Origin of the sequence: Levilactobacillus namurensis DSM 19117, assembly GCF_001434785.1 — a bacterium.
GTDB lineage: Bacteria > Bacillota > Bacilli > Lactobacillales > Lactobacillaceae > Levilactobacillus > Levilactobacillus namurensis.
This window is the reverse complement of record NZ_AZDT01000028.1, coordinates 55852-82453: the sequence shown is the minus strand read 5'-3', so window position 1 is coordinate 82453 and position 26602 is coordinate 55852. Positions and strand designations below refer to the sequence as shown.

At 53.6% G+C, this 26602-nt stretch carries 23 protein-coding genes; 18 read left to right on the top strand and 5 right to left on the bottom strand.

Features of this window, described 5'->3' with window-relative positions; translation table 11 throughout:
* Positions 1–6: 6 nt before the first annotated feature.
* Both FD30_RS05685 and FD30_RS05680 read right to left on the bottom strand, forming a co-directional pair.
* Positions 7–456 (bottom strand): DUF3290 domain-containing protein, encoded by a 450-nt coding sequence (locus FD30_RS05685; RefSeq protein ID WP_056944229.1) that lies wholly within the window; start codon positions 454–456, stop codon positions 7–9.
* A gap of 34 nt (positions 457–490) precedes the next feature.
* The gene (locus FD30_RS05680; RefSeq protein WP_056944228.1) at positions 491–1399 is read right to left on the bottom strand and encodes a helix-turn-helix domain-containing protein; all 909 of its coding nucleotides are present in this window, start codon (positions 1397–1399) and stop codon (positions 491–493) included.
* Positions 1400–1532: 133 nt separating this feature from the next.
* Here FD30_RS05680 and FD30_RS05675 point away from each other — a divergent pair, with 133 nt between their 5' ends.
* The 4 genes from FD30_RS05675 (at position 1533) to FD30_RS05660 (ending at position 6664) form a co-directional block, all read left to right on the top strand.
* The gene (locus FD30_RS05675; protein WP_056944227.1) at positions 1533–2798 is read left to right on the top strand and encodes an MFS transporter; all 1266 of its coding nucleotides are present in this window, start codon (positions 1533–1535) and stop codon (positions 2796–2798) included.
* A gap of 59 nt (positions 2799–2857) precedes the next feature.
* Complete coding sequence (locus FD30_RS05670) at positions 2858–4192, top strand: dihydrolipoyl dehydrogenase family protein (protein ID WP_056944226.1); 1335 nt, start codon at positions 2858–2860, stop codon at positions 4190–4192.
* 218 nt (positions 4193–4410) lie between these two features.
* The gene (locus FD30_RS05665) at positions 4411–5358 is read left to right on the top strand and encodes a nucleoside hydrolase (RefSeq protein ID WP_056944225.1); all 948 of its coding nucleotides are present in this window, start codon (positions 4411–4413) and stop codon (positions 5356–5358) included.
* A gap of 127 nt (positions 5359–5485) precedes the next feature.
* Positions 5486–6664 (top strand): cation:proton antiporter, encoded by a 1179-nt coding sequence (locus tag FD30_RS05660; RefSeq protein WP_056944224.1) that lies wholly within the window; start codon positions 5486–5488, stop codon positions 6662–6664.
* 72 nt (positions 6665–6736) lie between these two features.
* On the opposite strand, the gene FD30_RS05655 is transcribed toward FD30_RS05660, so the two are convergent.
* The 3 genes from FD30_RS05655 to helD all read right to left on the bottom strand — a co-directional run bounded on the left by FD30_RS05655 (position 6737) and on the right by helD (position 11336).
* Positions 6737–7642 (bottom strand): tyrosine-protein phosphatase, encoded by a 906-nt coding sequence (locus FD30_RS05655; protein ID WP_056944223.1) that lies wholly within the window; start codon positions 7640–7642, stop codon positions 6737–6739.
* Between the two features lie 201 nt (positions 7643–7843).
* Positions 7844–8848: a tyrosine-protein phosphatase gene (locus tag FD30_RS05650; protein ID WP_056944222.1), complete on the bottom strand. Its 1005-nt coding sequence runs from the start codon at positions 8846–8848 to the stop codon at positions 7844–7846.
* A 184-nt stretch (positions 8849–9032) separates the two neighbouring features.
* On the bottom strand, positions 9033–11336 hold the full coding sequence (gene helD, locus FD30_RS05645; RefSeq protein WP_056944221.1) for an RNA polymerase recycling motor HelD: 2304 nt from the start codon (positions 11334–11336) through the stop codon (positions 9033–9035).
* 797 nt (positions 11337–12133) lie between these two features.
* Between helD and trpS the strand changes: the two genes are divergently transcribed.
* The 14 genes from trpS (at position 12134) to FD30_RS05575 (ending at position 26583) form a co-directional block, all read left to right on the top strand.
* Positions 12134–13153 carry a tryptophan--tRNA ligase gene (trpS, locus tag FD30_RS05640; protein ID WP_056944220.1) on the top strand — a complete coding sequence of 340 codons (1020 nt, stop codon included), beginning with the start codon at positions 12134–12136 and terminating at the stop codon, positions 13151–13153.
* A 20-nt stretch (positions 13154–13173) separates the two neighbouring features.
* Positions 13174–14094: a Ppx/GppA family phosphatase gene (locus FD30_RS05635; protein WP_056944219.1), complete on the top strand. Its 921-nt coding sequence runs from the start codon at positions 13174–13176 to the stop codon at positions 14092–14094.
* Positions 14095–14111: 17 nt separating this feature from the next.
* Positions 14112–15371, top strand: coding sequence for a hydroxymethylglutaryl-CoA reductase, degradative (locus FD30_RS05630; RefSeq protein ID WP_056944218.1), 1260 nt, complete (start codon positions 14112–14114; stop codon positions 15369–15371).
* Positions 15372–15390: 19 nt separating this feature from the next.
* Positions 15391–16356, top strand: a complete 966-nt coding sequence (locus FD30_RS05625; protein WP_024747954.1) for a hypothetical protein — start codon at positions 15391–15393, stop codon at positions 16354–16356.
* Positions 16357–16495: 139 nt separating this feature from the next.
* Positions 16496–17194, top strand: coding sequence for an NAD-dependent protein deacylase (locus tag FD30_RS05620; protein WP_056944217.1), 699 nt, complete (start codon positions 16496–16498; stop codon positions 17192–17194).
* A 10-nt stretch (positions 17195–17204) separates the two neighbouring features.
* The gene (locus FD30_RS05615) at positions 17205–17531 is read left to right on the top strand and encodes a hypothetical protein (RefSeq protein WP_024747952.1); all 327 of its coding nucleotides are present in this window, start codon (positions 17205–17207) and stop codon (positions 17529–17531) included.
* Positions 17532–17569: 38 nt separating this feature from the next.
* Complete coding sequence (locus FD30_RS05610; protein WP_056944216.1) at positions 17570–18418, top strand: DUF72 domain-containing protein; 849 nt, start codon at positions 17570–17572, stop codon at positions 18416–18418.
* Between the two features lie 142 nt (positions 18419–18560).
* The gene (gene metG, locus FD30_RS05605; protein WP_056944215.1) at positions 18561–20597 is read left to right on the top strand and encodes a methionine--tRNA ligase; all 2037 of its coding nucleotides are present in this window, start codon (positions 18561–18563) and stop codon (positions 20595–20597) included.
* 151 nt (positions 20598–20748) lie between these two features.
* Positions 20749–21525, top strand: a complete 777-nt coding sequence (locus tag FD30_RS05600; protein ID WP_056944214.1) for a TatD family hydrolase — start codon at positions 20749–20751, stop codon at positions 21523–21525.
* Entirely contained in the window at positions 21512–22087 is a 576-nt protein-coding gene (rnmV, locus tag FD30_RS05595) for a ribonuclease M5 (RefSeq protein ID WP_056944213.1), read from the top strand. The genes FD30_RS05600 and rnmV overlap by 14 nt, the downstream gene beginning before the upstream one ends.
* Positions 22077–22967, top strand: a complete 891-nt coding sequence (gene rsmA, locus FD30_RS05590; RefSeq protein WP_056944212.1) for a 16S rRNA (adenine(1518)-N(6)/adenine(1519)-N(6))-dimethyltransferase RsmA — start codon at positions 22077–22079, stop codon at positions 22965–22967. Before rnmV ends, rsmA begins: the two co-directional genes overlap by 11 nt.
* A gap of 98 nt (positions 22968–23065) precedes the next feature.
* The gene (locus tag FD30_RS05585; protein ID WP_024747946.1) at positions 23066–23302 is read left to right on the top strand and encodes a Veg family protein; all 237 of its coding nucleotides are present in this window, start codon (positions 23066–23068) and stop codon (positions 23300–23302) included.
* A 112-nt stretch (positions 23303–23414) separates the two neighbouring features.
* Positions 23415–24269, top strand: coding sequence for a 4-(cytidine 5'-diphospho)-2-C-methyl-D-erythritol kinase (ispE, locus tag FD30_RS05580; protein ID WP_056944211.1), 855 nt, complete (start codon positions 23415–23417; stop codon positions 24267–24269).
* A 913-nt stretch (positions 24270–25182) separates the two neighbouring features.
* Complete coding sequence (locus FD30_RS05575; protein WP_024747944.1) at positions 25183–26583, top strand: MFS transporter; 1401 nt, start codon at positions 25183–25185, stop codon at positions 26581–26583.
* Positions 26584–26602 lie beyond the last annotated feature (19 nt).

The window sequence follows — 26602 nt, the reverse complement described above, 5'->3', positions numbered from 1 at the left end:
AGGCGGCTATCGCTCCTTTTGAATGGTGACGTGTGGATGGTATAAGGACAGTTTTTCTAAGACGAAGGCGGAACCGTCTGAGTTATAGGCGGCACGGTAATAACCCTTGGGCGTCTTGAACAGAAGGCCGTCCGTGGTCGTTGTGGCATTGACGCAAACTTGTTGGGGCTTAACCTTTAGCTGCTTTGCGACCGTCTTAACGGTGTCGGTAATCGCCCCGTTCTGGACAACGCTAGCGTGCAGGTTGGCTAGGCCGTTGAGTTGTAACCCTAAGACCAGCAGAATCACGGTCCCGGTGATGATACTCAAGTCTTTATATTTCACGTTCCACCGGTGACACAAGTAGTAGACGAACAGCCAGATGAACAGGGCCAGTAGGACGATGATTAAGATCAAGCGGGCGTACTGCCAGGTTTGGTGGCGTGTGGTCAGGTAACCATAAGTATAGAAGGTCATCTAAACATCCTTTCTAAAGTTAAACAATGGGAAATTAAGCGTGCGGGTTCTGCCACTCCGGGTGCTTTTCCCGGAAGTGCCGGGCGTGCGCTTGGTAACTAGCCAGTAGCGAGTGGATATTCGCTGCTGCTGGAATCCAGGAGATTGCCATTAGGCGGTCAGCCCGCAGATCACCGGCATGCTGGTCGCCGAAGAACCATTCCCACAGGCATAGGCAAACTTGAATCGTCAGGGCCCCGTCCGTTCCGAGATTGGGCTGATTTTCGGGCAGGAGCTGGCGACGAAACGCCTGTGCTTCGGCGTATTGGTGGTTCCAGAAGAGAATCTGAAGGGCCACTAGGTCGAAGGATGCGCGTGTGTCGATGACGTGGAAGGGGTCAGCTGGCGCCTGCAGGTACCGTTGGGAACTGGCATGCATCTTGGCAATCCCAGCCAGTAACGTTGCATTATCGTGTTTTTGATAGGTAATTGACAACCACGCGTTGGCGATGTCTAGGTCGTAGAGGTGCCAAGTGGGCGCGTTGGTCATGCGCTGCCAGAGTTGTTCCATGGCGGGGGTAATCTGCCAGTTGGCGCTTCCAAAGGACTTCAGTAGGATGTCAGCAACCGTGGCCAATTCCTGCTGTTGGGGATCGAGGCTGTGGTGGTATCGCTGTTCCAGGTGGTGCAACCAGGGGAAGTTTTCCTGTTCGTAGGCCAGATGCGTCCGGCTCTTAAGCAAGGTGGTCGCGGTTGGTTGGTAATCTTGTTGAACGAAGCGGAATTCATCGGCGGTAACGTGTAACCGGTTTAAAATTTGGAAAAATTTCTCGACGGCGATGTCGTGTTCGCCCCGTTCCAAACGTCCCGCGAAGGACCGGGAAACGATGCCGCCGTAGAGCTCGCTCTGAGTTAAGTGGCTATCTAGCCGGAGTTGCTTGAGGGTGGCGCCCAAGGTATGCACAAGTGACCAGTCCTTTCAAGCCCTAGAATGGGGCAAATAAGCCCCAAAATCAAGGATAATGACGTGCGAATCCCCTTTACAATGATAATTAAGTTAAAACATGAGATTATCATGAGAAAGAGAGGCTGGGATTATGGTAACAAATCAGATTTCTAATCGTCAATCACTTATCCAAATTTTCAAGGCGGCCAGTAGCGACATCATCAGCAGCCTAAGCGGTGATACCTTCAGCTTTGCGTTGAGTCTAATGTTGCTGCACACGACGCACTCCGCCATTAGTTTTGGACTGGAGGCGGTGATTTATCCCATCGTCGGCCTTTTATTCGTAGTCCCCATCAGTAATTTAGTCGACCGCCACGACCATAAGTCGTTGATTCTCATCAGTAAGGCGATTACATTAGCGGCGCTGGCCGGGTATAGTTGGGTGGTCTTTCGGGTGTCGGACCGCTTACTGGTCTCGATGATGATTGTGGCTATTTTCGGGATTAACGATAAGGTGGTCGGCACCACGTATACGGCTTCGGTTCACGAATTGGTCAACGATACGCATCTGAAACCCTTAGCCACGATTGAACAGGCGGCAAGTTCGGCCGTTCAGCTAGGGTCGCCGTTGTTGGCCGCACTCCTATACGCGGGAATTGGGTTCCGGGGTATTCTGGTGCTGGAACTGGCCGGTCAGGCAGTGGTTTGGGGTATCGCGATGACGATGCACTTTTACCCGCTGCCTAAGGGCCCTACAATGGGGAACACCACTTCCCAATTAGCGGCGTTTAAAGTGGGCTTGACCTACATCCACGACCACGCCGTACTTTGGTTTATCGTTCAACTGAGTGTTTGGATCAACTTGCTGTTTAGCGCGATTAACGTGGGACTGTCGTATATGATGGTACAGGTCTTGAAGCTGGGCAACGTGCGACTAGGTTGGGTCAGCAGTAGCTTCGCTTTAGGGATGCTGGTGGGTAGTCTGATGCTGTTAAAGTTGGCGAACTTTCGTAATCTGATTCAAGCCATTCTCCGGCTGGTCTGCGGATTTGGCCTCAGCTATCTGGGGATTGGAAGTCTCTTAGGTGCTAAGCTAGGGGCGAATACGATAACGTTGGGCTTAATGGTTTTGGGCATCGTCACGGGTGTCTTTTTGGCCTGGATCAACACCCCCATGGGCGTCTATATGCAGAGCACGGTGCCAACCCAGGTGATGGGCCGGGTCAGCGGGACGTTGACCACGTTAGGTGCCTTAGCCATGCCCCTGGGGACGTTGCTCTACAGTTGGTTGTTCCAACACGTGGCCGGCAGTCTGCTTTTCTTAGTCACGGGGGCCCTCCTGATTGGTCTGGCGGGGTACTTTGGGCACCGGCCGTATCCGGTGACTAGTGTTCAGCCGTCGAAACCAATTTCTTAGAAATTTTGCGGTGACGTGCTACACTTAACGTTAGACAGACTTTGAAAGGGTGTTCGGGCATGCAGCAATTTGATACGGTCATTCTCGGGGGCGGCCCCGGTGGTTTAGCAGCAGCGTACGGGTTACACGCTAAGGGTCAACATGTGGCGGTCGTTGAGAAGGACCTCTGGGGCGGAACTTGTCCTAACCGGGGGTGTGACCCCAAGAAAATCCTGATGGCGCCAGTTGAAACGCAGGGCCGGAGTGAAGCCTTACAGGGCTTCGGCTTGAACGGTACGCTGGAGATTAATTGGCGGGCCTTGATGGCTAAGAAGCGGGCTTACACGCAAGGGATTCCCGACGGAACGCTGTCCGGTCTTAAGGCGGCCGGTATCGCAACTTTCCACGGGATGGCGCACTTCAACGCAGACGGCAGCGTTCAGGTCGACACGGAACAGTTGAATGCAACTAACGTGATCGTTGCGACCGGCCAAGCGCCCCGGGTGCCACAGATTGCGGGGCAGGAGTGGTTACAGACCAGTAACGACTTCCTAGACCTCGATACTCTGCCAGCCGACATTACCTTAATGGGGGCCGGCTTTGTGGGCGTTGAGTTAGCCAACATTGCGCGGGCTGCGGGTAGCCAGGTTCACCTGGTTCACCACAGTGATCGGCCACTCCGGGCGTTCGATGGTGACTTGGTCACGGACTTATTGGCGCAGTTGACCAAGCAGGGAATCGATGTGCGGCTGGGAACCGACATCACCCAGGTCGAGCCGGCAGGTGACCAGTACCGGGTCACCACGGCCGATGGCGACCAGTGGACCACGGACTTGGTCTTTGCGACGGCCGGACGGACTCCGGTGGTTGCGGACCTAGGTCTGGAGCAAGTGCACGTGGCGGCCACCAAGCACGGTATCACAGTCAATGACCATTTGCAGACCACCAATCCGCACGTCTTCGCCTTGGGCGATGTGGTCGACCGGCCGCAACCTAAGTTGACCCCCGTGGCTGGGTATGAAGGGCAGTACCTGACCACGGCGTTGACCACGCCGAACGCACCAGCCATTAGTTATCCCGTGATTCCGTCAGTCGTCTACGGGAAGACGCAGCTGGCGCAGCTCGGCGTGACGCCCGCCCAAGCCGTCGCTGATCCGGACCAGTACCGGGTCAACGATTTGGATCTCACTCATTGGTACAGCTACCAACGCGTGAACGATCCGCATGCCCGCATCAAAGTTGTGATTGAAAAGGCCAGTGGATGCATCGTGGGTGCGGCTGTGCTGAGCATGGAGGCGGAACAGGTGATTAATTACCTGGACTTCGTGATCCAACAGCGGCTCAGTTCAGTGGACATCAACCATGCGATTATGGCGTATCCAACCTTAGCATCTGATTTGACCTATTTTAATTAACCTGATGAGGGAAAGCGTGGATGGTGGTGTCCACGCTTTTTTGGTACTTAGCGTTAAACGATTTAAATCCGAATGATAAGTGGTTAAGTTCGGTTTTAGTACATAGAATCACCTTACTTTAATTCCGTAAAACAGTTTATGTCGAAATAGGCGAAAAATGCCCTTTACTCGGAAGCAAATTTTCCGTAAACTAGTAAGAAATCACTGGAGGGTTCGTTTTGAAAAACGTCTATTTTGACCATGATGGAAATGTCGATGATTTAGTATCCCTGTTATTGTTGCTGCAAGTGCCGGACATCAACCTGCTAGGGGTGGGTGTCGTGGATGCCGACGGCTACTTGGACCCCGCGGTCGAAGCGTCGCGGAAAATTATCGACCACTTTAATTCACAGGGGCACACTTTAAGTGTGGCGGCCTCGGATTCTCGTCCGGTGCACCAATTTCCTAAGGAGTGGCGACTGATCTCGTATTCTTACAACGCCATGCCGTTATTGAACCGGTGGGATGACATCCAGACGCCCCTAGCGCCGGTTCCAGCCCATCAGGACATGGTCACGAAGATCCGTCAGGCGGACGGTCCGACCACGGTGGTCATGACGGGTCCGTTGACGGACTTGGCCCGGGCGTTGACCCTGGCACCGGACATCGCTCCTAAGATTGAGCGGCTGTACTGGATGGGCGGGACCATGAATCATCAAGGGAACGTCAACGAACCCGGCGTGGATGGGACGGCCGAATGGAACGCGTATTGGGACCCCCAAGCTGTCCAGACGGTCTGGGACTCCCAGATTCCGATTCAGATGGTGGGCCTGGAGAGCACCGACGAGTTGCCCTTAACCGATGAACTGCGACACCACTGGGCCCAGATGGTGGGGTATCCGGCCGTAGACCTGATTGGTCAAGGCTACGCGTTAGTTCTTTCCTACGAAGCCAATTCGACGTATTACCTCTGGGACGTCTTGACGGCGGTCTCCAGTCAGTTCCCCGAACTGGTCGACACGCAGACGGTTACCAGTCGGGTCATCACCAAGGGCAAGGGCGCCGGTCGGACCTATCTGGATCCGGCGGGCCGGCCAGTGCAGTTGGTGACCCGCGCTCATCGGGAGGCTTTCTTCGACCAAGTAGACCGTTTGGCCCAAGCAGCCACTTACCAAACTAAGCCTTAATAGAAACGCACCAGCATGACAGTCGTTGTGCTGGTGTTTTTGGCTGGAAAACGAATCGCCGGTCGTCCCTTTTGTAGGGCGCCAAATTGGCGTATCATGGACATTAAACCTAAAAGGAGGATGACCTTTGGCATTTTTGGGAACGTTATGTTTAATTCTGGTGCTGACCACGCTGGCCGGTAACTTTGCGAACCGGCTAGGCGTCCCGGCAGTGATCGGTGAATTATTGATTGGAATCGTGATCGGACCAGCGATGTTGAACTGGGTTCAGTTGAATAGTTTGGTGAACCTCTTCGCCGATATCGGGGTCGTGGTCCTGATGTTCCTGGGCGGCTTAGAGAGTAATTTGCAATTATTGATGAAGTATCTGCGGCCGGCCATCGTGGTGGCGACTTCCGGGGTGATCTTCCCGGTCCTCCTGATGGGAGCCGTCTCCTGGTGGTGGGGCTTCACGCCCATCGAAGCGCTGTTTATCGGGGTCATCTTCTCGGCCACGTCCGTGTCGATTTCGGTGGCGGTGCTCAAGGAGTTCCATGCGTTACAGACGCGCGAAGGGGCGACAATCTTAGGGGCTGCCGTAGCGGACGACATTATCGGGGTCATCCTGTTGTCTCTGATGATTAGCTTATTGGCGAGTCAGGGAATCGAGACCGCGGGCAGCCACCCGGCGCTAGGGTGGGTTCTGGCCGAACAAGTTGCCTTCTTCGGGGGGACCTACTTGCTGGTCAAATGGATTGCGCCGTACCTGATGCACCTCAGCGAGCGACTGGTTATGGCCTCCAGTGTGACCATCATGTCGATGGTGATCTGTCTGGGCATGGCTTGGTTGGCCGATATCGTGGGCTTGAGCGGGGCGATTGGCGCCTTCTTTGCCGGTATCGCCGTGGCCAATACGCCATACCGCGAGACGTTGGCTGATCACGTCGAGCCGTTGGGCAACGCGGTCTTCATTCCGGTGTTCTTTGTCAGCGTGGGGCTGAATATGACTCTAGCGCACTTAGGCGAGAACCTTTGGTTAATCGTGGTCTTGACGGTCCTGGCTTGCCTGACCAAGTTGGTTGGGTGCGGTCTGGGGGCCCGAATCTGTGGCTTCAACCTGACCAGTAGTACCGTGATCGGAACGGGGATGATTGCTCGGGGCGAGATGGGCTTGATCACCGCTCAAATTGGGCACCAGGCGGGCTTGATGAGTAATGCGAGTTACTCAGCCATGATTCTGGTGATCATTTTGGCGACGGTGCTGGCGCCGTTATTCTTGAAACCAGCGTTGAAGCAGCTATTGCCGGCAAAAAAAGCGGTGGCTTAAAGGAAACCATTAAAAATGTCCCGCGTACCGTCATTGGTACGCGGGACATTTGGTGTCTATAAGGGGGAGACACTAGTTGCGGGGGGCCGTGAGGTAATTCTTCTGTAACCGGGTAAGGTCTTGCTTAGAAAGGCCCAGGCCCTGGTGCAGGTAGTTAGTTACGGAGCCGTATTTCTGATCGATGGCTCGGTAAGCGGCGTTCAAGAAGGCGACTTGGACACCGTTTTGGGCTTTAGCGTTGGCCAGCTGGGTGGCGTTGAACCCAGCCTTTTTGTCCGCGGCGAGCTTGGCGGCGTTGTCCTTAGCCAGATACTTGTTGGATAACAAGTAGTCCTTTTGGATGGTCTGCTTATCGAACCCCAGAGCGGAGAGAATCAGCATGGTGCCGATGCCAGCCCGGTCTTTGCCGGCGCTACAGTGCCAGAGGACCGCTTGGGTCTTGGGGGTCTTCAGTAGGATCTGGAAGAGGGTCCGGTAGGCTTTACGGCCTTGCTTGCCCAGAACCGCGTTACGGTAGAAGGTTTCCATGTTCTTGACACCGGCGCCTTTGATCCGGTTGCTCAGGTCGCCGGAGGCTTTGCCCCACTTAAGAAAGACGGGGTTGGAGACGTACCGGACACCCTTGATGCGTTTATCGGGGGCGGTCTTCTGTTCAGCTAAAGTTCGCAGGTCAACGTCGGTCTTGAGATGGTAGATTTTGACCAGCTTACGTTCGTCGGATTTAGACAGGGTCGCTAACGAGTTAGACCGAATCAAGCGGTGGGGCTTGATAGCTTGGCCCTTACGGTTCACGTAACCCCCTAGATCCCGGACGTTAGAGGCGTTTTGCAGAGCAATTCGCTGACCCGCTTTCCGGGACTGAACGATGGTCAGGTGTGGCCGGGTAGCCGCCTGCACTCCAATTACGGGGGATGATGCGGTTCCCAGTGTTGTCGCGAGTAGCGCGGCTGCTAAGATGGTTCCCAAACGATTAGTCATGAGCTTTATTCCTCCTCTTACTTGGAAACAAGGTCAGTATAGTGGGGAATTGTCGCGAAAGTGTGTTGATCAGGTAAAGAAATGGTTACTGGGGGCGTTTGCAGGAGCTTAGAAACGTCAATGACTTTATCAACATAAAAATAACCGCCCGCCACTGAATGCAATCAGTAGCGGACGGTTCATGATGTAACTAACGCGAATTTATTTAGTCTTAGCGTTAGTTAAGTAGTTCGTTTGAAGTTGGTGTAATTGGTGGTTGGAGAGGCCCAGACCCTTGTGTAAGAAGTTGGTCATGGAACCGTACTTGGTGTTGATGGTCTTGTAGAAGGTGTTCAGGTAAGCCATCCGAACCGTGTTTTGTGCGTCGGTGTTGGCTAAGAAGTTCTTGGTCTGGGTTGCGGTGTAGTGCTTGTCCTTGGCAACGGCAACGGCCTTGGCGTGCTTAGCTTGGATGTCCGCCTTCAAGTACTTGTTGGACTTCATGAAGTCTTGTTGGATGGTCTTCTTGTCGAAGTTCAAAGCGGAGAGAACTAAGACAGTTCCCATTCCGGCCCGGTCCTTACCAGCACTGCAGTGCCATAAAACGGCCTTGTTCTTAGGGTTAGTCAGCAGTTGGTGGAAGAGTTGCTTGTAAGCCTTCCGTCCTTGTGCCGTGGTTACTGCGTTGTGGTAGGACTTTTCCATCATCTTCACGCCGGCGTTCTTCTTAGTGAAGTCGGGGTAAGCGCCGAAGCCTTTGAAGACGTTGGCTTTGACCAACTTAACACCCTTCATCTTCACATCAGGACCCATCTTTTGTTCGATGATGGTCCGTAAATCAACATCCGTCTTGACGTGGTAGGTCTTGGTTAACTTGTTCACGTCGGCCTTGGTCAGACCAGATAACTTGTTGGAGCGGATCAAACGGTGAGCCTTGATCTTTTGACCGTTCTTGTTCACGTAACCCCCTAAGTCGCGGACGTTCATGGCACCAGAGGCCTTTGACAGAACGATGTGCTTGGAAGCCTTAGCCGGTTGCTTGACCGTCTTGCCCTTAGTGGATTTTTTAGCCGTCTTCTTAGCCTTGGCGTGCTTCTTAGCAGCCTTCTTAGTGGTTTGGGAAGCATTATTGTGGGTCGCAGCCTCCACGTTCATTAAAGGTTGTTGCCAGCCCAGAGTAGTGGCTAATAACAGAGCGGAAAGTAAGGTACTAACTCGTTTGTTCATAACATTGACTCCTCCTCTTATTTGGGTACATAGCAAGATTATCAGGTCAATGTAATGGGATGGTGTTGGTTATGTAAAGATAATGGGCACTTTCTTCAATCGAGTAAAACAATATTTATAAAACGCCAAAAACCCGCACCACCAATCCAACAACGGATCAGCGACGCGGGTTCAGGGTCAATCATTAACTTAATTCGTGTTCAATCTGCAAGTCATCTTGGGGAATCTTGCTGGACGCAATCAGGGGGGAGACGGGCCCAATGCTGAGCAACGTCAGGTGGTGCATCGCCCGTGACGCAATCGTGTAGAGGGTTCCGGTGAACTGCTCGTTGGGGTAGTTCTCCGCGGAGACGTTGTAGGCGATCACGCTGTCGAACTCGAGTCCCTTCGCCAGGTAGATGGGTAGGACCACCACGCCCTTAGGCAAGGAGCGGTCCGTATCAGTCAGCCGTGTAAGGTCGAATTCCGAATGGAGTTCTTGGTAGACGTACTTGGCTTCCGCGGTGTTCTTGGTGAGAATCGCAACGGTCCCGTTGGTGGCGATTTCCGTTTGCAACTCGTGAGCCAGGGCTTTGAACGCCCCCGGGAAGTCGTAGCGAATCACGACTTTCGGCAAGTCTCCTGGCCGGTTGAAGGCCTCAATCTGGTCACCATCGGGCAATAGCGCCTTGGCAAAAGTGGTGATGGGCAACGTCGAGCGGTACGACCGGCGTAAGGTGATCAACCGGGATTTCTTGGCGTGTAGTGCCGCGCTCAGCTTCTTCAGAATCGTTTCGGGAGCTTCAACGGCCTTAAACAGAGCCTGTTCGCTGTCGCCTAACAACGTGAGTTTGGCGCGGGGAAAGGCGTGCTGCAAGTAAATTAACTGCGCAATCGAATAGTCCTGCATTTCGTCCACGAAGAGATGCTGCATCTGGTGGTTCTTCCCGCCACCCGTCAGTAGGTCCCGCAGATACATCAACGGCGCCGCGTCGGTCAGGGCCAACTTGTGAAATTCGATGTCGTGTTGGTAACGGTCAATGACCCGTTGCCAGTCGGTCGCGGAGACGTTTTCCGGTAGGGGACAGTGCGTCAGAAAATCGGTGTACTGGCTGTAAACGTCCAGGAAGTAACCGTTGTAGATGGCGTCGTCGACCTGGCGTAAGCGCCGGCGGACGATTTCCCGGGCGATGAAATCAATCTCATCATCGAGTTGTTCGAACTGGCCTAGGTGCTTGGCGCCCAAGAGGTTGTGATAATCCTCATCGCTGAGTTGGTCGATGGTGTCGCGGACCCAGTCAGCCTTAGCTTCTTCGGCGATACGGTGCTTCAAGCGCTTTTCCAAGACGTTCTTGGTCTTTAAGAACCGCTCGGCAGCCGGAACCGTGGTTGGATATTGCGCGTAGATGTCGCGAATCTCGTGCCGATCGAAGAAGACCCGACCTTTGAAGCGGATATCGGTAAATTGCAGGGCGTCGGCGGCACACCGTTGACAGTAATCCGCAACGGCGGTCATCATGTCCGCACTTTCCTGGAAATTCCGGAGCGCCGCGGCGACGGGGTGTTGCTGGTCGCTTTCGTAACGTTCGAATTGCGTTTGGACCTTCAGTCCTTGGAACCGTTGGGTCAAGAATTCGGCCAGCGTGACTTGACGCATGTTACGTTCCCCTAAGCTGGGCAGGACGTCACTAATGTAATGGCTGAACAGTCGGTTGGGCGAGAAGAGGACAATCTGGTCGGCTTCGAGGTCCCGGCGGCTGTGGTAGAGCAGAAAGGCGATGCGTTGGAGAATCGCGGAGGTCTTACCGGAGCCGGCCACACCTTGGACCACCAATAGGTCGCTGTGAACGTCTCGAATGATATCGTTTTGTTCCCGCTGAATCGTCGCGACGATGTTTTGCATGGTCGCATCGTTCTGTTCACCCAAGACGTGTTGGAGCATTTCGTCGCCAACGGTTTCGTTGGTGTCGAACATGCTTTGAATCTGACCGTCTTGGATCAAAAATTGCCGTTTCTTGAGTAGGTCTGTCTGTTGGGTCCCGGCTGGCGTGTGGTAAGCCACCTGACCTAAGACCCCATTATAGTAGATACTGGAGATGGGCGCGCGCCAGTCGTAGACCAGGAAGTTCTCCTGGTCGTCGACGAACGAGGCCGTGCCGATGTAAAGGGATTCCGGTTGGGATTCGTCGGGATCCTGGATGTCGATTCGGCCGAAGTAAGGGGACTTTTGAAGCTCTTGATAAGTCCGGAGTTGGTCTTGGATAATGTTTTGATTTTCCGTCAACCGGGAGACCAGGGCCCGCTGTTGCTGCAGTTCGGCACTGGTTTCGATTCGGTCATCGACTTCGAACCAGTTGACCGACGTGTTTTCACTATAGTTTTTTAACACGTTGCGCAACTCTTTGTGGGCATCGTTATATTCGGCCGTAGTCCGGTCGATGCGCTTCCCAATCTGGTGAACGACTTGATCCACCCGGTGTTGCTCGTTGGCTTGTTCGTTGGTGGTCAAAATGACCGCCTCCTTAATAGAATTGGCTAAATTGCTTAACAATTCTAGTCACATTTAAGGGCTGTGTCAATCAAAGACCGTTGTAAAAGCGTGGGGTCAAAGGCGGTAAGCGAAGCTGGTTGCCTTGGGTTGTACGTTTCAGTTCCGTATTGTTAGGAACAATAGTAAAGTGATACCGATATTCACCGGATGCTGTGCTTTGTTATTTGAAGTATGGGTTGCTAATAAGCCATAATTTTCAATCATGTTTTTGACGGCACAGCATTGATGAAAAAAAGGAATTCATTCCAAACAGGATAAGGTTGTAGTGGTTGCTTGCATGAGTAAGGTCGTCAAACGTGTTTAGCCGTGAGGGGGGTCCTGAAGAGGCTCAGTGATGTCGTTTGGGTTGGCCAGCGTTTTTGAGCTGACTTACCCAAAGGCCAATCTTGAAGACCGCTCTTTGGCTTCAAGTTGTGCCCATCACGTTCCAGCCTCTTCAGGACCACCCGGTAAGGCGGATCCCCCGACTAGTTTTAGTCCCAAGTGACTTTCAGTTTACTTTCCCCAGAAAATCCACTAAACTGTAGGCAGGCGTTTCGATGGAAGTAGACCAAGTCCAGAGAGGTCCCGATAAGCTGCAACGGGATCACGGTCGAAGTGGGTCGGAACCGTTACTTATTAACCGATAATTATCGCGGGTGCCCCGTTAACGGCAAAAGTGGTGGTCGTAAATGGCCACAAGTTAGGTGGTACCGCGCATCAGCGTCCTATTGGAGTGATTCCAATGGGGCGCTTTTTTAGAAAGGAAGATTTAAATGACAAAAAAACACGTGATTTTAACGGGTGACCGTCCGACTGGTAAGTTGCACATTGGCCATTACGTGGGTTCCCTCCGCAACCGGGTCGCCCTTCAGAACACTGGGGACTACGACACCTACATCATGATTGCCGACACCCAAGCGTTGACCGACAACGCCCGGGATCCCGAAAAGATTCGCCACAGCCTGTTACAAGTGGCGTTGGACTACCTGGCTGTGGGGATCGACCCTGCCAAGTCAACCATTCTGGTGCAATCCCAGATTCCAGCCCTCAGCGAATTGACCATGACGTACTTGAACCTGGTCACGGTTTCGCGGTTGAACCGGAACCCGACCGTGAAGACGGAAATTAAGCAAAAGGCGTTCGGTGAAAGTGTGCCGGCCGGTTTCTTCATTTACCCGGTCAGTCAAGCAGCCGACATTACGGCGTTCAAGGCCGACACGGTGCCCGTGGGTGACGATCAAGAACCCATGTTGGAACAGACGCGAGAAATCGTTCGCAGCTTCAACAACATTTACGGTCAAGAGATCTTAGTGGAACCCGAAGGCTACTTCCCAGCTAAGGGCTTGGGGCGGATCCCAGGACTCGATGGCAACGCAAAGATGAGTAAGTCGCTTAATAACGCCATCTACCTGGACGATGACGCCGACACGATTCAAAAGAAGGTCATGTCGATGTACACCGACCCCGAACATATCCACGTGGAAGACCCAGGCCACATTGAAGGCAACACGGTCTTCACCTACCTGGACATCTTCGCGCAGGATCAAGATAAAGTGGCTGACTTGAAGGCGCAATACCAGCATGGTGGTCTGGGAGATGTTAAGATTAAACGGTACTTAAACGATGTCTTACAAGCCGAATTGAAGCCGATTCGTGAACGGCGTGAAAAGTTCGCCGCTGACCCAGCCGGAGTCTACGACATCTTGAAGCGGGGGAGCGAACAGGCGAACCAGGTCGCTGCTCAGACGCTTCGCGAAGTTCGGCACGCGGTCGGTATTGACTACTTCGGTTAGACCGAAACGGGGGAAGGACTATGCAAAATTTAGCCATTGTGGATTTGGGTTCCAATTCTGTCCGGTTGGCCGTTAATGAGTTACGCGATGACGGCACGTACCGCGAAGTCAATCGGATCAAGGCTGACAGCCGGCTATCCGAGGGCATGGGACCCGAGAAGATCCTCCAACCTAAAGCGATGGGGCGGACGATTGCCGCCTTACGGTCATTTCGGCCGTACTATGAGCACCTTCCCCAACTGATCGTGCGGGGAATCGCCACGGCCGCAGTGCGTCAGGCCCGCAACCGCGCCGATTTTCTGCGCCAAGTTAAGGATGCGACCAACATCGACTTGGAAGTGCTCTCCGGCGACCAGGAGGCTTACTACGACTATCTGGGCGCGGTCAACCGCCTCAAAGTCAAAGACTGTCTGTTGCTGGATACCGGGGGCGCAAGTTGCGAACTGGTCCACGTCAAGGATGGCAAGGATGCCAACCTGATCAGTGTGCCGTTCGGGGCGGTCAACCTGTCCGAACAGTTCCACCTGGACGACGTGGTAGACGCCGTTGACCTGTTTTCCGCGCAAGTCTTCTTGCGGGAACGTCTGCGCGATATCTGGTGGCTAAACGACGCGAAGAACCTGCCACTGGTCCTACTGGGGGGCGCTAACCGGACGTTGGCCCGGATGAACCGCCAGCAGCAGAAGATTCTGCACGTGGAGAACATCCACGGGTACCGGTTGACCACCGATCAAGTCTTTCGGACCTTCCAGCGACTATTAGAGGTGCCTTTGCGGGAACGTAAACGAATCTCGGGACTGGAGCCGGAACGGGCCGATATCATCTTAGGTGGGATGTTGCCCCTGGTGACCTTACTGCAGATGTTGGATTCCGACCGGGTCGTCTTTTCCGAAAGCGGCGTCCGTGAAGGCATTATCTCGGAATACTTGCGACAACGTTAAGGGGGGGACCGTCAACCATGACCACACCGTTTTACCGATTATCCTATGACCAGCGCCGAGACCAGCTGGCCCAGGCCAGCCATTTGTCGTCCCAACAGTTGGGAACGGTGGCTGACCAGCGGCAGGCCACTGATGAAGAATTGATTGAAAACTACCTGACCACCTACGGGTTACCCGAAGGCGTGGCGGTGAACCTACGGGTCGACGGCCATGCCGTGGCGGTCCCCATGGTCACCGAAGAGCCGTCCGTCATCGCAGCCGCGAGCAACGGCGGGCGGTTATTGACCAGTGACGTTGGGATCACCACTGTCGTAGAACGCCGGGAACTCATGGGTCAAATCGTGTGCCAACAGGTCACGGATGGCCCGGCATTACAGCAATGGGTGACCGACCACGCCCAAGATCTCTTGAAGGTTGCGGACGCGGCTCATCCGTCGTTACTCACACACGGTGGTGGGGCCCGGTCGGTTCGGGTGCGGCTATTACCGCCGGATTGGGCGTCAATCGATCTCTTTATCGACGTTGGGGAAGCCATGGGGGCCAACTTGGTCAACACAATGACCGAGGCGGTCGCCGACTACCTGCGTGCGCACCAGGCGCCGACAATTCTGATGAGCATTCTAAGTAACTACGCTACGCATAGTCTGGTAACGGCCCGGTGCACGGTCCCGGTCGACCAGTTGCGGACCAAAACCAGTGATGGTTTAACGGTGGCCCGTCGAATCGCTGCGGCCAGTGCATTTGCACAGGTCGACCCGTACCGGGCCACGACCCATAACAAGGGCATCATGAACGGCATCGACGCGGTGGTCCTGGCCATGGGGAACGATTGGCGCGCCGTGGAAAGCGGCGTGCACGCGTATGCCAGCCGGGATGGTCAGTACCGGGGCTTAAGTCAGTGGCACGTCACGGCGGACCAGCAGTTGCAAGGCGAGCTCACCCTCCCATTGGCGTTAGGCTTCGTGGGTGGTGCGACCCGGGTCTTCCCGTTGGTCGCGGTGAACCAGCAACTAGCGCACGTGACCAGCGCCCGCGACTTGATGCGGGTGACCGCGGCGGTGGGCTTGGCCCAAAACGTGGCGGCTTTACGCGCCCTGGTGACGGACGGTATCCAGAAGGGCCACATGCACCTGCAATTACGGTCGCTGGCCCTGTCAGTGGGCGCAACGCCGGCGGAAGTTCCGGCGGTGGTCGCCCAGCTGACCAGTAAACAACCGACGACTGCCCAGGCCCGCGCGGCCTTAGCGGCAGTTCGCCAAACTCACGTAAATGATTAATAAAGGATGGCAATTAAACATGGAAGCAAAAGATGTAGTGCTGAATGACCAGGTTCAAGACCTGATCAACCAGGTCAACAACTTGTATCCGGGTAAGGTCACGGTTCACTTTATCGGCCAATTGCAGGCTGGTTACGTACGCCATGATCAGGCCCAACAGATGCAGGTCGGCAAGGACATCGATATTCAGGTCGCAGATTTGACGGCACCGAACTACACGGCGTCCCACGAACTGTTGCACCTCTTGATGATCCTGTCAGGATTCCCCCAAGTCTTCTTCTCGTTGACTACGGGGAACAAGGACCTGGACGAACAATTGATGATCATGGGGACCGAACTCTACGATATCGTGAGTCACGTGGTCGTGGTCAGTGAGCAGAAGAAGCACGGCTTGATCACACCCGAAATCAATGACTTGTACTTGAAGGGGGTCCAGGCGACGTTGAAGCCGGAACCCGCTGAACGTGACGATGAGATGACGTTACGGACCCTGACGCTGTTGGACGCACTGGTCTTCTTTGGCCGGGACGATGACGCCATCAACGCCACCTTCACTAAGGACTACCCGTTGAGCTTTGCGGCGGCCCAGAAGTTGTACGATCTGATCATGGAAAAGCCCGTTTCCTCGCCCTTTACTTTCCGGCGGAACGTGGTCAAGTTGTTCAAGGCGTTCGATGCACAACTGGAAGCCTGGGACTTGCCGGCACTGCACAACACGGAGTACACCACGTTGGCCAGTGTTCTGTCGAAGCGCCAGTTGGGCTTAAAGGTGCGTCAGGTGTTCGAACTCTACCACTCTGACATGCACGAAAAGACCACGCAACGGCGGGGCTACGTCGGCTTTAACCGGTCGGACCAGCAAAACGCCTTCGTCTTACCAGCGCCTAAGCCTAAGGAAGATACTCCGGACTACTACACCCATATCTACGACTTAACCGTGGACGAGTTGTTCCGGCAATTGAAGATGCCGTATATCTTACGGTAACGCGAAGCGCTGAACCGTCACAAATCCGTGGCCGTTCGGCGTTTTTGGGTGGTTGAACCAGGGACCGGCTGGCCCGAACTGAACATGCTATAATGGGTCTAGCAGTCACAACCGACACTAATGAGGGGATGACAAGACTATGGAAGCACGGTTACAAAGTGAATTTGATCAAGCCCAGCACATTGTCTTTTTGACGGGTGCGGGTGTTTCGACGCCGTCGGGCATTCCCGATTACCGGTCGAAAAATGGCTTGTACACGGGTCATCGCAACGCGGAATACTACTTAAGTCACGCGTGTCTGGCGCAGGAACCGGAAACGTTCTACGACTACGTCAAGCAGAACCTGTATCATCCGGACGCGCAACCTAACGTGATCCACACCAAGCAGGCCGCGTTGACCCAGCAGAATCGCGCGACGGTCATCACGCAGAATATCGATAACCTCTATCGCGTGGCCAAGTGCGCCCACCTGGTGGAGTTTCACGGCAACATGTATAAGGTGTATTGCCAAGTCTGCGGGCAGACCGTGGACTGGCATGAGTATCTTAAAGACCCGCACCACGACGCGGATGGTGGCTGGCTTCGGCCCGACGTGGTCCTCTACGATGAGGGCCTGAACCAACTCAACGTCCAACGCGCGGTCGGGGCCATGGCGGCCGCTGATCTGGTGGTCGTGGTGGGGACCTCGATGCGGGTCTACCCGTTCGCGGGCCTGCTGAATTATCGCAACCCGCAGGCCCCCGTAGTGGTAATCAATCAAGAGAAGCTCGACTTGGGCGTTCCCATCGAGATGGTTCAAGAAGACGCCACGAAGTTCTTCACGGAACTAAAGGTCTGAAGGTGATCCCATGAGTCATCAAGAAATCATTCGTCAGCTCCGTCAATTGGTTCGACGGTTGCGCTGGCTCAACTTTTTACAACTTATTCCTGACACGCTGGTGATTTACGGGATTTTACAGTTGGCTTTTAACCAAGAAGCCGTGATGTTGTTCAACACCACGTTTTCCCGGCGACAGGCGGGGTTAGTGACAATTCTCTTCGCCCTGATCGACCTTTGTGTCACGGGTATTCGTTATAATGACCGCTTGTCGGGACGCCGGCTGATCAGTCAGTTGCGGGGCCATCTCTCGGAACCGGAAGCGGCGTTGATCAAGCAATTTGAACGGTTTAAGTAGTGTGTCCAACTTTAGTACGATGCGAAAGGAGAAGGCCAATGATTACGATTGGGTTGACCACCTGGACGGAACATCCGGCCCTGATTGGCGGAGAGGACCGTCCGGTGAAATTAACGGAATACGCGGGTCACTTACCCCTCGTGGAACTGGATACGCCGTTTTACGGACTACCCAGGGAGACCACGTTGGCCAACTGGCAAGCGTCCGTACCGGCGGGCTTTCAGTTTATCTTGAAAGCCAACCAGGTCATGACCACTCACGGTCAACGGGAACACCCCGTGGATTTTGAGGAACGGGCGGCGACCTTTGCCCGCTATAAAACGTTGATGCAACCCTTGTGGCGCGCTCACCAGTTGCGGACAATCCTCTTTCAATTTCCGCCATACTTCAACCGGACCACGGCCAACATCCAGTACCTGCGGGAGATGCGCACCTGGATGGGGGACCTACCGATTGCGGTCGAATTCCGCAGTCCCAGCTGGTTCGCTACCCCGGGTATGACTCAAGACGTACTGGCTTACCTGCATTCGTTGCGGATGACCAACGTGACCACCGATGAGCCCCATAACTTAAACGACGGGATTCCGCTGGTGGAGACGGTCACGACCCCGGAACTAGCAGTGATTCGTCTGCACGGACGAAACGCCCAAGGCTGGTTCAATCAGGGGGCCAATTGGCGTAAGACCCGAACCCTGTACAAGTACAGTGAGGAGGAGTTGCAAGCTCTAGCGGCACTGGTCCGGCGGGTAGCCGCCCACGCCCAAGACGTTTGTGTGATCTTCAACAATAACTCGGGTCGCGACGCCGCCCCCAACGCGTTGCGCCTACAACAGATCCTCGATTTGCACTGGACTAATCTGGCGCCTCAGCAATTGGATTTGTTTTAGTGCGAAACCGTCATAAGATAGGAAAATCCCCGGTCGGGAACTATGGCTTGACCGGGGATTATGCTATACTTAGTGAGAATTTACCTTAAATTTTAATCTTAAAATTGATGAAAAATCTTTTGAGTAAGGAAGGCTTTAGTTTATGGCAGAACCCAAACCAACTTTTTACATTACCACGCCGATCTATTACCCATCCGGTCGGTTACACATCGGAAATTCCTACACCACGATTGCCTGTGATACCGTTGCGCGGTACAAGCGCAGTAATGGGTATGACGTCTTCTTCCTGACGGGGACCGACGAACACGGTCTGAAGATCGAAGATAAGGCCAAGGCGAACCACCAGACGCCTCAGGAATACGTCGATGGCATGGCCACCCAGATCAAGCAACTCTGGAAGACGTTGGAAATCTCCAACGACAAGTTCATCCGGACCACGGACCAAGAACACGTGGCGGCCGTTCAAAAGATCTTCGAACGCCTGTTGAAGCAGGGCGACATCTACTTGGGTGAATACGAAGGCTGGTACTCCGAAGATGATGAAGAGTACTTTACCGAGACCCAATTAGCCGAAGTTTACCATGATGAGAACGGGAAGGTCATCGGGGGGAAGGCCCCATCCGGGCACGAGGTCTCCTTAGTCAAGGAACAATCCTACTTCTTCAAGATGAGCAAGTACGCGGATTGGCTGTTAGACTTCTACCACAGTCACCCGCACTTCATCCAACCAGAATCACGGATGACCGAAATGATCAACAACTTCATCAAGCCGGGGTTGGAAGACCTGGCCGTTTCCCGGACCACCTTTACTTGGGGCGTTCCGGTGACCAGCGACCCTAAGCACGTGGTCTACGTGTGGATCGATGCGTTGCTCAACTATATCACTGCTCTGGGCTACACCAGCGATGATGAAGGCCTCTTCAAGAAGTACTGGCCAGCCGACGTACAAATGGTCGGTAAGGAAATCGTGCGGTTCCACTCAATCTACTGGCCAATCGTCCTACACGCCTTAGGCTTAGAGATGCCTAAGGAACTGTTTGCTCACGGTTGGTTATTGATGAAGGACAGCAAGATGTCCAAGTCTACCGGTAACGTGATCTACCCCGAAACCTTAGTGGACCGGTACGGCCTGGACGCCGTGCGGTACTACCTGATGCGGGCAATGCCTTACGGTAACGACGGGAACTTTACGCCGGAAGACTTCGTGAACCGGTTGAACTATGACCTGGCGAACGACCTAGGGAACTTATTGAACCGGACTGTCGCCATGATCAACAAGTACCAAGGCGGTCAGCTCCCTGCATTCAAGAGTGGGGTCACCGAATTCGACGCCGATTTGGAACAGACGGCTGCCGAAGTGATCACGACCTACCATGACCTGATGAACCAGATGCACTTTGCCGATGCGTTGGCGGAAATCTGGAAGTTAGTGGCCCGGACCAACAAGTACATTGACGAGACGGAGCCGTGGAAGTTAGCCAAGGATGACGCGGCCAGTGACCAATTAGCAGCGGTCATGGCCCATTTGGCAGCCAGTCTGCGGGTCATTGCCACGTTGATCAGTCCCGTGATGACCCACGCGCCAAAGGAAATCTTTGCGCAATTGGGCTTAGATCCCGCGACGTTGTCCATGGAGAACCTGGCTTTGGCTGACTTACCAGCTGGCAAGCAGGTCGTCGCGAAGGGAACCCCAATCTTCCCTCGGTTGGACACGGACGAAGAAGTCGACTTCATTCAAGGTCAGATGACCAAGTCGGAGAAGACCAAGGGCCGGGCAGCCATGGCGGCCAAGGCGCAGAAGCAGGAAGCGGCCAACAACGCCGAGGACACGGAACTGGTCTTGAACAAGTCTGAGATTCGCTTCGATAAGTTCGAAAAGATTGAATTACGGGTCGCTGAGATCAAGGCCGTCGACCACGTTGAAGGGGCCGACAAGTTACTGCGGTTCCAGTTGGACGCCGGGGACAAGGGCCTGCGGCAGATTCTTTCCGGAATTGCCCAGTGGTACCCAGAACCTGCGTCGTTAGTGGGTAAGAAGGTTATTATCGTCGCAAACTTGAAGCCACGGAAGATGCGTGGTCAGATCAGCCAGGGGATGCTGTTATCAGCGGAACACGATGGTGACGTGAAGTTAGTCATCGCCCCACAAGATCTGGTCAACGGGTCTTCAGTCGAATAACGTCAAGCACAAGACGCGGGCGGGTAAGTCGAATAGACGCCTGGCCCGCGTTTTTTCTAGCTTGACGGGCCTAGGGCGTAGGTGCTTTAATGGACCGTACGCCTAAACGGAACGGGCTATGGGACTGGTTCTGAAGAAGGAGACAAGTTTAATGCAAATTTTTGATTCACACACTCATTTGAACAGTGAAGAATTCATCACCGACGTGCCCAAGTTCGTGCAGCGGGCCGCCGAATTGGGCGTCACCCGGATGGCTAACGTGGGGTCAAACACCCAATTGAACGCCGATGCGATTCGCCTGGCACACCAGTATCCTCAGATGGTGGCCGTCGTGGGATGGCACCCGGAGGATTCGAAGAACTATACACCGGACGCCGAAAAAGTCTTGGAAACGCAATTAGCCGATGACCAGGTTCGCGCCTTAGGTGAAATTGGTCTGGACTACCACTGGGACACCTCACCACAGGAGACCCAGCGGAAGGTCTTTGCCCGCCAGATCGCCATCGCCAAGGAAGTGGGCAAGCCCATCGTGGTGCATAACCGCGACGCCTTTGAAGACACCTACCGGATCATCAAAGAGGCGGGAATTCAAGATATCGGGGGCGTGATGCATAGCTTTAACGGTGACCCCGAGTGGCTCAAGAAGTTCTTGGACCTGGGGATGCATATCTCGTATTCCGGGGTAGCCAGCTTTAAGAACGCCCACGAAGTCCACGATTCAGTCCGGGCCACGCCACTTGACGTGATGATGGTCGAGACGGATGCCCCTTACCTGACGCCTGAACCACACCGGGGTGAGCAGAACGAACCGGGCTTTACCCGGTACACGGTCGAGGCGATTGCCAAGGAACGTGAGACCACGCCGGAAGAAATCGCCAGCGCGACCTACCACAACGCAGAGGAGTTTTACCATATTGAAGAAGATTAAAGAAGTTTTGGTGGTCGAGGGAAAAGACGACACCAAGGCCATCAACCGAGCCGTGAACGCCGACACCATCGAGACCCGGGGTTCAGCCATTGATGATGACACCCTGGCGCTGATTGAGAAGTTAGCCGACCAACGGGGCATCATCATCTTTACTGACCCGGATTTTTCCGGCGAAAAGATTCGTAAAATCGTGGCCGAGGCGGTCCCAAATGCTAAGCACGCCTTTCTACCTAAGAAAGAGGGACGGCCGGATAAGGCGGGCGGCTCGTTGGGTGTCGAACACGCCACTCCCGAGGCGATTCGTGCGGCCCTAGCGCACGTCTACACCGAAACGGAGGCGGCCCCAGAGTTGATTTCGCACGCCGACCTAGTGACCGCTGGTTTGATTGGCGGTGCCGGGGCCAAGCAGCGCCGGGAACAACTGGGTGAACTGCTACAGATTGGTTACGTGAATGGTAAACAACTTGAGAAGCGGCTGCGGATGTTCGGTATTCAACCGGCTGAATTCGGTGCCGCCCTGGCTAAGTTACCACCGTTAAAGGAGGATTTACATGCAGAATAACGTTCCTGAAATTGGATCACCAGCCCGGACTAAGGCCATCTTGAACCGTTACCGGTTAGTGGCCAAGAAGAGCCTGGGTCAGAACTTCTTATCCGACCTCAACATCTTGCGGAACATTGTCAGTGCCGCAGATGTTAACGATAACGACAACGTGATTGAAATTGGCCCCGGAATCGGGGCTTTGACCGAACAGTTGGCGTTGAAGGCCCGGAAGGTCGTAGCCTTTGAAATCGACGAGAACCTCTTGCCAGTCTTGGACGAGACCCTGATGGACTACGATAACGTCAAGATTATTAATCAGGATATCCTCAAAGCCAACCTGCCGGCCGTGATTGCTGACGAATTTGAGCCGGGGCACCCGGTCAAGCTGGTGGCCAACTTACCGTACTACATCACCACACCGATTCTGATGGGGGTCTTGCAAAGCAACGTGACCTTCGACCAGATTGTGGTGATGATGCAGGCGGAAGTGGCCGATCGTCTGGTTGCTGAGCCCGGCAACAAGGCTTACGGGTCGTTGTCACTGGTGATGCAGTACCGGGCACACGTGGAAGTCGCCTTCGACGTGCCACGGACCGCCTTTATTCCGCAACCCAACGTGGACTCCGCCATCATTCGGTTGACGCCGCGGGAACCCTTACCCGTAAAGCCGTATGACGACAAGGCCTTATTCGGGTTCGTGAAGGGGTGCTTCGCGCACCGGCGTAAGTCGTTGTGGAACAATCTGCAGGGAATCTTTGGCAAGCAACCGGAAGTTCGGGAACGCATTGCCGCGGTACTAGAGAAGGTCGGGATTTCTCGGCAATTGCGGCCAGAACGGTTAACCTTGATTAATTTTATTGAATTAGTGAATGCTTTTCACGCTGAAGGGTTAATGTAACCCTTACCAACCGCTGATTATTGCGCTTTGAAGTTGGTTGTGGTATAATTTGCATTTATTGTGAAACTATGGTATCATGTTTCACAGAGGTGAAGTGCATGCCAACTAGTTTAGCAAATATCAAGGACAAGCTTGATAGTCGCATTGGTGAGAAGTTAATGGTAATTGCCCAAGCTGGGCGCAAGAAGACGACCGAACGGCATGGAATTCTTCGGGAAACCTATCCCGCAGTTTTTGTGGTTGATCTCGATCAAAACGAAAACTCGTTTGAACGGGTTTCATACAGTTACACCGATATCTTAACCAAGAACATCGAAGTTGACTTCGATGAATAAATAATAAGGCCGAATAAGGCCTTTTTATTTTGGCTTTTGGCATAGTATAATGGGCTTAATTAGATTCACGAGTACGGTAGGTCAGGGACCTATCTGGGATTAAGGTGAGCTCATGCAACTGATTGAAAAGGCACCAGCCAAGATAAACCTCGGGCTCGACACGCCTTACCATCACCAGGATGGGGCGGAGGAGTGGAACATGGTGATGACCTCGGTCGACCTGGCGGACTACGTTGACATTCAGACGTTGACGACCCATAAGCGCATCCGGGTCGCCTCGGACAGCGGGTTTCTTCCCAACGATCAGCGTAACTTGGCCTTTCAGGCGGCCCACTTGTTACAATCGAGGTTCAAGATTAAACAAGGGGTCAATATCCGCATCAAAAAGAATATTCCCGTCGCTGCGGGACTAGGGGGCGGCTCTTCGGATGCCGCTGCGGTCTTGCGGGGACTGAACCAACTCTGGGATCTAGGACTTTCCTGGCAGGAGTTGGCCGAGTTGGGTCTGCAGATCGACTCGGACGTCCCGTATTGCGTTTACGGTCGGACGGCCCACGTCCGGGGGCGCGGAGAGCGGATTACACCGCTCTCGAAGTTACCGACCTCGTGGGTGGTGCTGGCCAAGCCTAAGGTCAGCGTCTCGACGCCCAGCATTCTCCAGCGGATCCGCTACGACGACTTAGCCCATCCGGACATTGACGCGCTCTTACGTGGGATTCGGGATCAAGACATTAACGCGATGTGCGCCGTCATGGGCAACGCCCTGGAACCGTTGACGGCGAAACGCTACCCGGAGATTACGCAACTGAAGCAGCAGATGATGAAGTTCGGCGCCGACGCGGCTCAGATGAGTGGGACCGGTCCCACGGTCTTCGGTCTCTGCAGCAAGCAGTCCCGGGCCCAGCGGGTGTTCAACGGCATGAAGGGCTTCTGTCGGGAAGTCTATTTAGTGCGGCCGTTACCTTAAGTTAGGCACTGTCTTAAAGGGACGTGCTGGTTGTACAGTTCAGCACCATATCATCTAAACAATCTAAGATTAGCTCTGTAAACCAAACGGTCTTACAGGGCTTTTTTAATTACTGGCATGATAGTCATCCGCCTTACCGGACGGCCAGACAAGGCTGGAACGCCGTGGGCACAACTTGAAACCCAAAGTTCAGGTTTTCAAGCTTGGCCTTTTCCTAGGCGAGCTAAGAAGCGCTCACCAAGGAAAATTTCACGGCTGAGCCTTGTCTGGCCGTCCTCTCGGCTTACATTTGTGTAATCATAACGGAACATGATGTGCCATCAAACCGTGGCACCCGGTCATATTGACGACTATTACCCCCATCCCGAACAAGATAAGGTTGTGGTGACGGCTTGCACGAATCGGCCCGTCAACCATTTTCAGAGTTAAGTGTACGACGATGCATATCATTGATTCGAGGCCCAATCAGACTTACCCGATCATTTGGGTTTAGTAGTCTTCTATGTTGATATTTCCCATTTTGAGTGCCAGAAAACACTGTCTTGGGTACGCGTAGTTTAGCCGTGAGGTTGAGCCTCTTCAGGCCCAACCGGTAAGGCGGGTGATTACGACAGTGTGTAATCACCGTTAATGACGGATGGTTGGAAAGATAAGGGTGGGGGACCGGCGATAAGAAAATTGAATTTTCTTATCGTTACGCGTTATCTGATAAACCGAACTACCGCTTGGCTACCGCTAGAAAGCTAGTGATTGCACGGGAACCCCCGTGCGCAACCGGTTCCGCACGATTTTTTTGAAAAATTAGATTGACAATTGAAAACGGTTACAGTATCCTAGTCAATGAAAGTTGAGTTTATTAATACCGTCACGTTTTATGTTTGTCACTATTTTTTACCTAAGAGGTGTATTGAATATGAGTGAAAATGCTCCGCACGTCGAGGCTGCCACCAAAAATATGGTGCCTTGGAAGGAACGATTCGCCTATAGTTTGAGTGACTTTGCCTGCAACCTCTCTTTCCAGATGGTTGGGACGTACTTAATGATTTTCTACACGGACACGTTCGGGATCAGTGCCGCCGCCGTGGGGACCCTGTTCTTAGTTGCCCGGATCGTCGATGCCTTTGATGGGCCTTTCTGGGGAATTATGATCGACCACACCCACACCAAGTATGGGAAGAGTCGACCGTACTGGTTATGGTTCTCGATTCCATTCGCGGTCTTCTGTGTGTTGGTCTTCACCACGCCGAACCTGAGTTTAACGGGGAAGCTGATTTGGGCCTACGTTACTTACATTGGGGTTGATGTTCTTTATTCAGCCGTTAATATTCCAATTACGTCAATTTTGCCATCATTAACTAGCAACCCACAAGAGCGGGTAACGTTATCGACGATTCGTCAATTCATGGGAACTGCCGGTGCCACGTTGATTACCGGGATTACGCTGGGAATGGTTGCCTTCTTCGGGGGCTCAACCACCAGTGCCCACGGCTGGTTTATCTGGTCGTTGATTGTCGGGGTCGTTGTGGTCTTGATTTTCGCCTTCGTCTTCAAGAACACCCACGAACGGGTTCAGACCAAGAGTTCGCGGAAGTCAATTCCAATCAAGGAATCTTTGAAAGCGCTTCGTCGTAACTGGCCTTGGGCCATCATCATCTTCATCAACTTCATTTACTGGTTGGGGATGCAGACGCGGTCTCAAGTTACGGTTTACTTCTTCAAGTACAACATGCATGATGCCGGTTTAGCTTCCTTCGTCTTGAGTTTACAGATTGTGGCCTTGGTTGCCGTGGTCTTAACGCCAATGACGTCTAAGTGGATCGGTAAGCGGAACACCATGTTAGGTGGGATGATCTTAGCCTGCGTGGGTCAATTACTCTTAAGTGTTGGGGCTAACAGCCTTAGCGTGCCAATGATCATCTTCGCCACCATCGTGGGTTACTTAGGGACTGGTTACGTTTCTGGTTTAATCGCCGTTATGTTAGCCGATGCCGTTGACTACGGTGAATGGAAGAACGGTGTTCGGGCCGAAGGAATCGTCACTTCCTTCTCTAGCTTCTCCGCGAAGTTAGGGATGGGAATTGGTGGTGTGATCACTGGTTGGTTATTGACCACCACTGGTTACGTTGCTAACCACGCCCAATCCGCAGGTGCCTTACGTGGGATTGAATTGAACTACATTTGGGTTCCACTGATTGGGTTCGCCCTTTCCGGTATCGCTTTGATGTTCTATCATGTTGATGGGATTGAAAAGAAGATGCAAAGCGACTTGGCTATCAAGCACGCCAAGGAAAACGCTGAAGACGATGCTGACTAAAGGGAAAAAGTGAGTTGAA